We start from the raw sequence: 9513 nt of genomic DNA on the forward strand, positions 1-9513 counted from the left end.
TAATCAGCCCAGCAAGCTGGGCATCATCGTTCGACTTGCATGTGTTAAGCACGCCGCCAGCGTTCATCCTGAGCCAGGATCAAACTCTCCGTCAAAAACAACGCCGACCCGGCACCCCAGGAAAATAGGGCAGCCAGGCCGACAGAAAATGATCCGGCATCAACACCCGGCACCACACCACAGGGGCGGCACAGCACCGGACAAAAGACACCAAAAAAACGGCATCAACAAAACTTGGCACACTATTGAGTTCTCAAACAACAGGCCCCCACAGGTAACGATCCCAACCCGACTTCGAGCCGTTCACATCCCCGTGGAGCAACGAGGTTCTACTCTACCCCATCGAATTCTTGTCTGCAAATTCCCAATCTCTTGGGGAATGCGTCTGAATTCGTGTCCATCCCCACCTTCCGGGCGCATCTAAATGCTGCCGTTCCGGCGGGATTTTCAGGGGTTCGGCCGCCTTGCTGGCCTGCGATGTCCTCGCGGCCGCTCCAACGACTCGTAGAACTTTACCGGCTTGCCGCCTCGCGGCCAAATTGCAGGACTGTGCCCTTCGCCACACGTGGCCGGAGAGGGATCCGGGTTTGCAGGCCTTGGCATCATCGAACTGGGCGATACCCCCTCTGGGTACTTGTCTTATACCCCCAGTGGGTATATCTTCGGTGCCATGGAAACAGTCATTGGTCCGGACTTCCACCCGGGGCCCCCCGCCCATCCAGGTCCCCCGTATGGCTATACCGCTGACAAGGACGCCTATCTGAGGCGCTTGAGGCGGATCGAAGGCCAGGTCCGAGGTATCGCCCGCATGGTGGAAGAGGACAAGTACTGCATCGACATCCTCACGCAGGTGGCCGCCGTGACCAAGGCGCTGCACGCCGTGAGCCTCGGTCTGGTCGAGGAACACATCGGCCATTGCGTGGTCGGGGCCGCCAATGAGCCGGACCCCGAGAAGAGGGCCGACGCCATCGACGCCAAGGTGAAGGAGGCCACCGATGCCATCGGCCGACTCCTGCGGTAGCTCGTGCGGCTGCGGGGGCACCACCCGCAGCACTACCGGCGGCAACGCCCGCGCCACAGAGTTCATCCCCCTGTCCCGGCTTTCGTTCAGCCCCGCGCCCGGGGCAGCGGAGATCAGGAAGTCCTCCACCGAGCACCCGAACCCGAGGAGCAGCACCATGAGCCACTTCACCACCACCGTGCAGGTCGATGGCATGACCTGCAGCCACTGCATTGCATCCGTCACCGAAGAGATCGAAGCGATCGACGGCGTCCAGGGCGTCTCGATCAACCTCAACGCCGGCGGCGTCTCCGAGGTGACTGTCAGCTCGGACCGGAAGCTCAAGCACGAGTCCATCAGCGAGGCCGTCGCCGAGGCGGGCTACGTCATCGTAGACAGCAACGCCTAGAACCATGGACCGACCCGGCACCACCGAATTGCCGCCTGCGCTGGTCTCCCAAGCGGGGCTGTCCCGCATCGTCGAGCTCGACATCGAGGGCATGACCTGCGCCTCGTGCGTCACGCGGGTCGAGCGCAAGCTCGGCAAGATCGAGGGCGTGCATGCGTCCGTGAACCTCCCACTCGAGTCCGCGAGGGTCGAGGTCCCTGCAGGGGTGAGCGACCAGGAGCTGCTCTCCACGGTCGCGGCCGCCGGGTATCAGGCACGGGTCAAAGAGGTGCCGATCAAGCACGGCCCCGAAGTCACGGGGGCTGAGCCCGGCCGGACCTCCCAGATCCACGAAGCCAGCCGAAGGCCGTCTTCGGTCGATGCCCTCCTGCCGCGCCTCGCGGTCGCGGCGGCACTGACCATCCCTGTGGTGCTCATCTCGATGATCCCGTCCGCGCAGTTCATGGATTGGGGCTGGTGGGTCGCGGCGCTTGCGCTGCCGGTCGTCACCTGGTCCGCGTGGCCGTTCCACCGTGCCGCCGCGGTCAACGCCCGGCACGGCGGCTCGACGATGGACACGCTCGTCTCGATCGGTGTCGCGGCCTCCTACCTCTACTCGCTCGTGCAGCTCATCGTGGATCCGCGGATGACCGAGCACCCGGGCATGGAGATGACCGGCACCGGCGGGCTGTACTTCGAGACGGCCGTGGTCGTGACGACGTTCCTTCTGCTCGGTCGCTGGCTCGAGGCCCGGGCCAAGTCCCGTGCCGGCGATGCCCTGCGCGCGCTGCTCGACCGCGGCGCCAAGCAGGCCACCCTTCTGCGGGCTGGCGTCGAGTCCGTGGTGCCCGCAGAGCAGCTGGTGCCGGGGGACCTGTTCGTAGTGCGGCCCGGCGAGACCATCGCTACAGATGGGATCGTCCGTGACGGCGCCTCGGCAGTGGACACCTCGATCATCACGGGCGAATCCCTGCCGGCCGAGGTCACAGAGGGCTCCCCCGTGACCGGCGCGACGGTCAACACGTCGGGCCGGCTCGTCGTCGAGGCGACGAGGGTCGGCTCCGAGACGACGCTCGCCGCCATGGCGCGGCTCGTGTCCGAGGCGCAGACCGGCAAGGCGCCGATCGCACGGCTCGCCGACCGGATCAGCGGCGTCTTCGTCCCGATCGTGCTTGCGATCGTGGTCCTCACGTTCATCACCTGGCAGGTGCTCGGCGGCTCGCTGCCGTCCTCCTTCACGGCCGCGGTGGCCGTGCTGGTCATCGCGTGCCCGTGCGCACTGGGCCTTGCGACCCCTGTGGGCCTGCTCGCCGGGAGCGGCCGCGGTTCACAGCTGGGCATCCTCATCCGCGGGGCCCAGGTCCTCGAGGACACCCGGGCGGTGGACACGATCGTGCTCGACAAGACAGGCACTGTGACGTCCGGGCGCCTCGCGCTCGATGCGGTCGACACGTTCGGCGCGTCCGACCTCGACCTCGTGAGGCTCGCCGCTGCCGTCGAGGCCGGGAGCGAGCATCCGCTTGCGAAGGCCATCGTCGCCGCGGAGGCCGCGCGGGTCGCGTCGGGAATCGGCGGGACTCGAGGCACGCACGACGGCGGTGGGCAGCCGGCCGTCGTCGGCTTCCAGTCCGCTGCCGGTGGCGGCGTGGAGGGAACAGTCGTCGAGGTCTCAGGCGAGAGCCGCGAGGTGCTGGTGGGCCGGACCGACTGGATCGTGCCGCGCCTCGCCGAGGACGGGATGCCCGATGCAGCCCAGCTCGCGATCTTCGCCGAACGGGAGTCCGGCGGGGCAACGGCGGTGTGGGTCGCCGTCGACCGTCGGGTGGCGGGGATGCTGAGCCTGCGGGACACGGTCAAGCCCGGCTCCGCGGAAGGCATTGCGCGTCTCAAGGCCTTGGGCCTGCGCCCTGTGCTGCTCACGGGAGACAACGCCGCGGTCGCGGCGCGGGTCGCGGCCGAAGTGGGGATTGCCGCTCAGGACGTCCACGCCGGCGTCCGGCCCGAGGGCAAGGTCGCGGTGGTCAAACGGCTCCAGGCCGGCGGCGCGCGGGTGGCAATGGCCGGCGATGGCGTCAACGACGCCCCCGCGCTGGCCCAGGCCGACCTCGGGATCGCGATGGGCTCCGGGACCGATGTCGCCCGTGAAGCCGCAGAGCTCACGGTCATGGGCGACGACCTCCGCCAGGTCGCAACGGCGATAGAGCTCTCCCGCAGGACCCTCTCGATCATCAAGGCCAACCTGTTCTGGGCCTTCGCCTACAACACCATCGGCATTCCGATCGCGGCGCTCGGGCTGCTCAACCCTATGGTCGCCGGGGCCGCGATGGCCGCGAGCTCGGTGCTCGTGGTCACGAACTCGCTGCGGCTCACGCGATTCGGTCGCTAAGGGGGCGTCGGCACAGCTCGGGGCTCCGGAGCCGGATCCCGCTGGGCCCGGCTCCGGGTTGCGTCGATACGTCTGGGTCAGGCCGTTCCGAAGCGGACAGCGGCCCGGGCCTTCGCCTTGGCGGCCTCGACGTCACGGCTCCGCGGCGATGCGCTCGTCACGAGGTCCTCGAGGAGATGCCCCGTGATGTGGGCGATCTCCTCGACGGCCCGATTGAACACTTCCTCGTTCGCCTTGGACGGGTGAGTACTCCCGCTCACCTTCCGCACGTACTGGAGCGCCGCGGCGTGGACTTCCTCATTCGTCGCGTGGGGCTCGAAGTTGTGCAGGACCTTGATATTGCGGCACATGCGGTCAATGCTAGGCGCGCCGCTCGACGATCGGGAGGGCCCCCGTGGCAGGTTCGGCCGCGGGCAGCGCCTCGGGCGCGAAGTCGGGCACTGCCTCGGCCGCGGGGGAACGGAGCTCGTCCGTGCGGACCATCACCACGCCCCCCACGATGAGTGCCCCACCGACGAACTGCAGCGGGCCCGGGACGTCGCCGATCATGATCCACGAGGCGATCACGGAGAACAGCACCTCGGTGAGCGAGACGAAGCTCGCGACCTTCGAGCCGAGGCGCTGCGTGCCGATGATACCGAGCGTGTAGGCGAGGACCGCCGCCACGAGGGTGATACCGGCAAGCGGCACGATCCACGGGAGCCCGGTGCCCAGGAGATCGACACTGCCGAACGTCGCCGCCACCGGCAGGAGGCCCACCACTGCGAGGACGCCGATCGTGATCGCGCCGAACACCATCCCCCCGGCCACTGTCACGAAGGGCGGCAGGACGCCGTCGGACTTCGCGGACAGGACGAAGTACACGGCGAGGCAGACCGCTGCCGCGATCCCCCACAGGACGCCGATCGGGTCCACCTGCTGCGCGGTGAGGAGGTTGAGCACGAGCACGAGGCCGAGCATCGCCACGACCGTGCCGCCGATCGTCAGCGCGCCGGGGCGGCGCTGCGTGCGGAGCCATACCCAGCCCACGAGGATGATGGGCGCGAGGTACTCGAGCATGAGCGCGACCGGCGGGCTCATGCGGGCCACGGCGTTGAAGTAGAAGAACTGGCACAGAGCGATGGCGACCGAGCCGTACGCGGCCATGAGCGTGACGCCGCCGCGCAGCCGCGACCACTGCCCGCGCATCACCCATACCGCCGGGATCGCCATGATCAGCGCTGCGAGCCCGATGCGGCTCCCGACGACGGAGCCCGGAGTCCAGCCTGCCTCGAGCAGGGACTTGCCCAGCGGTCCGGAGATGCCGAAGGTGGCCGCGGAGAGCAGGGCGAAGACGAGTCCGGATGCGGACCGATTCTCAGACAGCCTCGACAGCACAGGGCACCTCCCGAAATTATGTCATGGGTAAACTTGGAGTATGGTCATGACACTAGGCCACTGGAGGGTCAGGAGTCAACGTGATCTTTGCCCATGACACCGAGGTGGCGCTCCGGAGCGCCGTCAACCTCGTCAACACCCTCGACGCCGACCGCGGTGAACTGCTCGCGACCGGAGAGGACTTGGACCGCTTCCTCGACGAGGAGGAGTTCACGGGCTCGCGCACGCACGACGCCGCCGAACTGGCCGCCGTGCGCACGCTGCGGGCGCGCCTGCGGGGACTGTGGAACGCGCCGGAGGACGACGCCGTGGGAATCGTCAACGCGCTCCTGCGCGAGGCCCAGGCACTCCCCCAGCTCGTCAAGCACGACCGCTGGGACTGGCACCTTCACGCCACCGCGCCCGAGGCGCCACTGGCGGATCGCATGGGAACGGAGGCCGCCATGGCCTTCGTGGATGTGATCCGTTCCAAGGAGCTGGACCGACTGCGGGTCTGCGCGGCGGATGACTGCGAGGCGGTCCTGATCGACCTCTCGAAGAATCGCTCGAAGCGCTTCTGCGACACCGGCAACTGCGCCAACCGGACGCATGTGCGCGCCTACCGGGAGCGCAGGGCGGCGGGCTAGGAGGCGGAACCCTCGTCCTCAGTCTTGTCGGTGCCGTCCGGGCTGCCGGGTGCTGCATCGTCCGCGGCCGGGGTTTCGGCGCGATCCGTCGTGGCGGTCTGGTCAGGTTTCGCCGTGGGGCGCTTGACCCGGTCCTCGGAGCGGAGGTTGACACCGTCGCCCTGGCCGAGGTGCTCCGCGTTCTCCTTGTAGCTCATCGAGAGCATCGCGGCGATCACGAGGCACGCGATGAACGCGATGCCGAAGGCGGCGAAGGCGAGGTCGTACCGCAGGCCGTTCTGGGTGCCGCCCGAGGCTGCGAACAGGACGACAACGAAGGCGATGGCCCCGAAGACCGCCGAGAACAGGAGCGGTCCCTTGATCCCGACGCGGGGACCACGCGGTGCATCAGACATGAGCCCTCCTCAGGCGACCGGGGTGGTGGGTTGCTTCTACGAGAAGTAGAACGTCTCGATTCTAGGCCACTTCGGCAGTGGCGGGGGAATCGTGCCGCAGGCTGAGGCCTGCGATCACGAGCAGGACACCCGTGATGATGGCCGCCCCGCCCGCGACACCGAGCAGCGCATGTGCCCCCAGAGCGCCGAAGAACGGCAGCAAAATGGCTGCCCCGAGATGCACGACGCCGGTGATCACCTCGTCGCGCGCGAGGGGGCTCCGGCGCTGGCCGGCAACCCTGAAAGCCAGACCGGAGGCGAGGTCCGCAAGGCCCGTCGCGGCGAACGCAATCGCGGCTCCGATCCCGATGACGACGGTGTCCGGTGCCGCGGCGAGGCCCAGACCTACCGCCGCGGCGACGCCGTACGCTGCCGATGCGACGACCCGCGTGCTGCCCGACGGCCGGGCAGCGGAATCGGCCGCGCGGCCCTGCCGGCGCAGCAGCCACGTGCGCGCCACTGCCAGGCCAACGAAGTACGCGGCGAGGCACCAGGCCCCGCCGAACGCGGTGGGCGCCCCCCAGAACACGGTGACCGCACCGAACACGAGCGCGATCGCGCTGCGCAGCAGCACCGGGCCCGCGAGGGCGCGCTGGCTCTCGTCTCCGGACGGACTCGGGGACGGGGGTGTGGGGGAATCAGGCACGGACCAAGTGTAGTCAGTGGGCGCCGAGCACCATCCACGCATCGGCGCGGGCGCGCAGGCCCAGCGTAAGGGCGCGCGCGAGCATGTACCCGCCAGCGAATGCCGCCCAGAGCCAGGCGAGCCCGGCCGGACCGCCCCCACCGAAGAGTCCCGCCCACACCACGAGCGGCGCGTAGACGACGAGGTTGAGGACTCCCGCGAGCGCGAGGTAGCGGGCATCCCCGGCGCCGATCAGCACCCCGTCGAGCACGAACACATACCCGCACACCGGCTGGCTCGCGGCAAGCACGAGGAGCGCCGGGAGGAGGGCGGTGTGCACCTGGCGGTCTGTTGTGAAGATCCACCCGATCCACGGCGCCGAGACCGCGAGAACTGCCCCCGTGACAACCCCGTAGCCGAGTGACCAGCGGACCATCGTGCGGGTGAGGTCACGGGCGCGGGCCGCGTGGGAGGCGCCGAGCTCCTTGCCGATGAGCGCCTGGGCGGCAATCGCGAGGGCATCGAGGGCGAAGGCCAGGAAGCTGAAGAGCGTCATGACGAGCTGATGCGCCGCGAGGTTCGCTGCCCCCTGCTGCGCCGCGATCACGACGGTCGCGACGATCGCGGCCCTGAGCGTGAGGGTGCGCAGCATGAGCCACGAGCCGACGTGGGCGGCACCCAGGACCCCGTGCCGGCTGGGCGCGAACCCGATGCCCTCGTGCCGCATGCGGCGGAGCACGATGCCTATGTACACGACGGCCATGCCGAGCTGGGCGGCACTCGTGCCGATCCCCGAGCCGGCGATGCCCCATCCGAGGCCGTAGACGAACAGCAGGTTCAGGACGATGTTCCCCGTGAAACCAACGGTTGCAACGACGAGGGGCGTGCGCGTGTCCTGCAGACCCCGCAACGCACCCGTTCCCGCGAAGACGAGCAGCATCCCGACAAGGCCCGGCATCGACCAGACGAGGTACTCGACCGCGTACCCCTGGACCGGAGCCGAGCCGCCGAGCAGCCCGACGATCCCGGGCGCGGTGGCCCAGCCGAGCGCCGCGAGGGCGAGGCCGAGAAGCAGCGCCAGCCAGGCGCCGTCGCGCGCGGCTGCCATCGCGTGGCCCATCTTGCCCGCACCCAGGAACCGCGCCACGGCGGGCCCGGTCCCGTACGCAAGGAACACCATGAGCCCGACGGCGGTCTGCAGCACGGTGGTCGCGAGACCGAGGCCGGCGAGCTGGTCGACGCCGAGGTGGCCCACGATCGCAGAGTCGGCCAGGAGGAACAGCGGCTCGGCGATGAGGGCGAAGAACGCAGGGACCGCGAGCCGGAGGATCTCGCGGGCGGTCGACGGCGCCTCCCGCCCTCCGTCCTTCCTCGCGCCGACGCGTTCCGTGGGCTCCATGCGAACCACTCTAGGCGGGGGCACCGACAGCACTCGAAATGGATGAGTCACCCTATTGACAGTCACCAGATTATGAGAGCTACTCTCTTTTCATGGCAACATTCAAGAACTCCTCGGCCACGGCGTCCGCGGAGACCAAGGCGGGGCACCCCCGTCGGTGGTGGATCCTCGGAGCGCTGGCACTCACCATGCTCGTCGTCGGCCTCGACGCGACGGTGCTCAACGTCGCCCTCAGCTACATCTCCCGCGCACTCGGCGCGAGCACCACGGACCTGCAGTGGATCGTCAACGGGTACACGCTGACCTCCGCGGTGCTCCTCATCCCTGCCGGAATGCTCGGGGACCGGTACGGCCGGCGGACGGTCCTCGCCGTGGGCCTGGCGGTCTTCGTGGCCGCGAGCGCCCTCGGCGCGTTCGCGGCCACCCCGGCCGAACTCGTCGCGGCCCGGACGGTCATGGGGATCGGCGCGGCGGCCGTGTTCCCGCTCTCCATGTCCATCATCCCGACCGTCTTCGCCCCGGGCGAGCGCGCCAAGGCCGTCGCCGTCATCACGGCCGCCATGGGCCTCGGCATGCCGCTCGGCCCGCTTCTGGGCGGCTGGCTGCTGGACAACTACTGGTGGGGCTCCACGCTGCTCATCAACGTGCCCACGGTGGCGATCGCGCTCGCCACGGGACTCACGCTCATCCCGAACTCGCAGGATTCCGGCCGGCGGCGCTTCGACCTCGCCGGAATGCTCCTGACCGTCGCGGGCCTCGCCGGGATCGTCTACGGGATCACCCAGGAGCCGGTCAGCGGCTGGGGTTCCGGCGAGGTTCTCGTCCCGCTCATCGGCGGTGCGGGGCTGCTGGTGGCCTTCTGGTTCGTCGAGAGGCGAGCCGCGGCGCCCCTGCTCGATCCGCGGCTCACGGGCAACCGGATGTTCGTCTGGCCCACCATGGCAACCGCCCTGACCTCGTTCGTCATGATGGGCCTGCTGTTCGCGCTCCCGCTGTACCTGCAGGCGTTCCTCGGCGACTCCGCGCTCGTCACTGGCGTCAAGCTTCTGCCGATGATGCTGGCCCTGGTCGTCGGCGCGGCCGTGGGGACGCGCGCGACGGCGCTCGTGGGCCTCCGCGTGGTGGTCCCCGCCGGGATCCTCATCTCCGCTGCGGGCTTCGCCGCACTCCTGCGGCTCGCCCCCGACTCGGACTACTGGCCGCTCCTCGCGGCCCTCGCTGCCACCGGCCTCGGGTTCGGCATCGCGATGCCGCCCGCCACGACCGCCAAGCTCGACT

10 protein-coding genes and 1 rRNA gene are annotated in these 9513 nt (G+C 69.3%); 5 read left to right on the forward strand and 6 right to left on the reverse strand.

The window, feature by feature from the left end; all coding sequences use genetic code 11:
* Window positions 1-95: ribosomal RNA gene (locus RBS60_RS16060) — 16S ribosomal RNA — on the reverse strand; the annotation flags it as partial.
* A 575-nt stretch (window positions 96-670) separates the two neighbouring features.
* On the opposite strand from RBS60_RS16060, the gene RBS60_RS16065 reads away from it, so the two are divergent.
* The 3 genes from RBS60_RS16065 to RBS60_RS16075 all read left to right on the forward strand — a co-directional run bounded on the left by RBS60_RS16065 (window position 671) and on the right by RBS60_RS16075 (window position 3774).
* Window positions 671-1021: a metal-sensitive transcriptional regulator gene (locus tag RBS60_RS16065; protein WP_307958600.1), complete on the forward strand. Its 351-nt coding sequence runs from the start codon at window positions 671-673 to the stop codon at window positions 1019-1021.
* Window positions 1022-1178: 157 nt separating this feature from the next.
* On the forward strand, window positions 1179-1409 hold the full coding sequence (locus RBS60_RS16070; RefSeq protein ID WP_307958601.1) for a heavy-metal-associated domain-containing protein: 231 nt from the start codon (window positions 1179-1181) through the stop codon (window positions 1407-1409).
* Between the two features lie 4 nt (window positions 1410-1413).
* A complete protein-coding gene (locus RBS60_RS16075) occupies window positions 1414-3774 on the forward strand; it encodes a heavy metal translocating P-type ATPase (protein ID WP_307958602.1) in 2361 nt (786 codons plus the stop codon).
* Window positions 3775-3851: 77 nt separating this feature from the next.
* On the opposite strand, the gene RBS60_RS16080 is transcribed toward RBS60_RS16075, so the two are convergent.
* Both RBS60_RS16080 and RBS60_RS16085 read right to left on the reverse strand, forming a co-directional pair.
* Window positions 3852-4124, reverse strand: a complete 273-nt coding sequence (locus RBS60_RS16080) for a DUF2277 domain-containing protein (protein ID WP_307958603.1) — start codon at window positions 4122-4124, stop codon at window positions 3852-3854.
* Window positions 4125-4134: 10 nt separating this feature from the next.
* The gene (locus tag RBS60_RS16085; protein ID WP_307958604.1) at window positions 4135-5151 is read right to left on the reverse strand and encodes a DMT family transporter; all 1017 of its coding nucleotides are present in this window, start codon (window positions 5149-5151) and stop codon (window positions 4135-4137) included.
* Between the two features lie 80 nt (window positions 5152-5231).
* On the opposite strand from RBS60_RS16085, the gene RBS60_RS16090 reads away from it, so the two are divergent.
* Window positions 5232-5777, forward strand: coding sequence for a CGNR zinc finger domain-containing protein (locus RBS60_RS16090; RefSeq protein ID WP_307958605.1), 546 nt, complete (start codon window positions 5232-5234; stop codon window positions 5775-5777).
* Here RBS60_RS16090 and RBS60_RS16095 read toward each other — a convergent pair.
* The 3 genes from RBS60_RS16095 to RBS60_RS16105 form a co-directional block, all read right to left on the reverse strand.
* Window positions 5774-6172 carry a hypothetical protein gene (locus tag RBS60_RS16095; protein ID WP_307958606.1) on the reverse strand — a complete coding sequence of 133 codons (399 nt, stop codon included), beginning with the start codon at window positions 6170-6172 and terminating at the stop codon, window positions 5774-5776. The genes RBS60_RS16090 and RBS60_RS16095 overlap by 4 nt on opposite strands.
* Window positions 6173-6233: 61 nt before the next feature.
* Entirely contained in the window at window positions 6234-6857 is a 624-nt protein-coding gene (locus tag RBS60_RS16100; RefSeq protein WP_307958607.1) for a hypothetical protein, read from the reverse strand.
* Window positions 6858-6870: 13 nt separating this feature from the next.
* A complete protein-coding gene (locus tag RBS60_RS16105) occupies window positions 6871-8235 on the reverse strand; it encodes an MATE family efflux transporter (RefSeq protein ID WP_307958608.1) in 1365 nt (454 codons plus the stop codon).
* Between the two features lie 92 nt (window positions 8236-8327).
* Here RBS60_RS16105 and RBS60_RS16110 point away from each other — a divergent pair.
* Window positions 8328-9513 (forward strand): MFS transporter (locus RBS60_RS16110; protein ID WP_307958609.1); only part of this gene is annotated, 1186 nt, incomplete at its 3' end.

This window comes from Sinomonas sp. ASV486 (assembly GCF_030908215.1).
GTDB classification, from domain to species: Bacteria; Actinomycetota; Actinomycetes; order Actinomycetales; family Micrococcaceae; genus Sinomonas; species Sinomonas puerhi.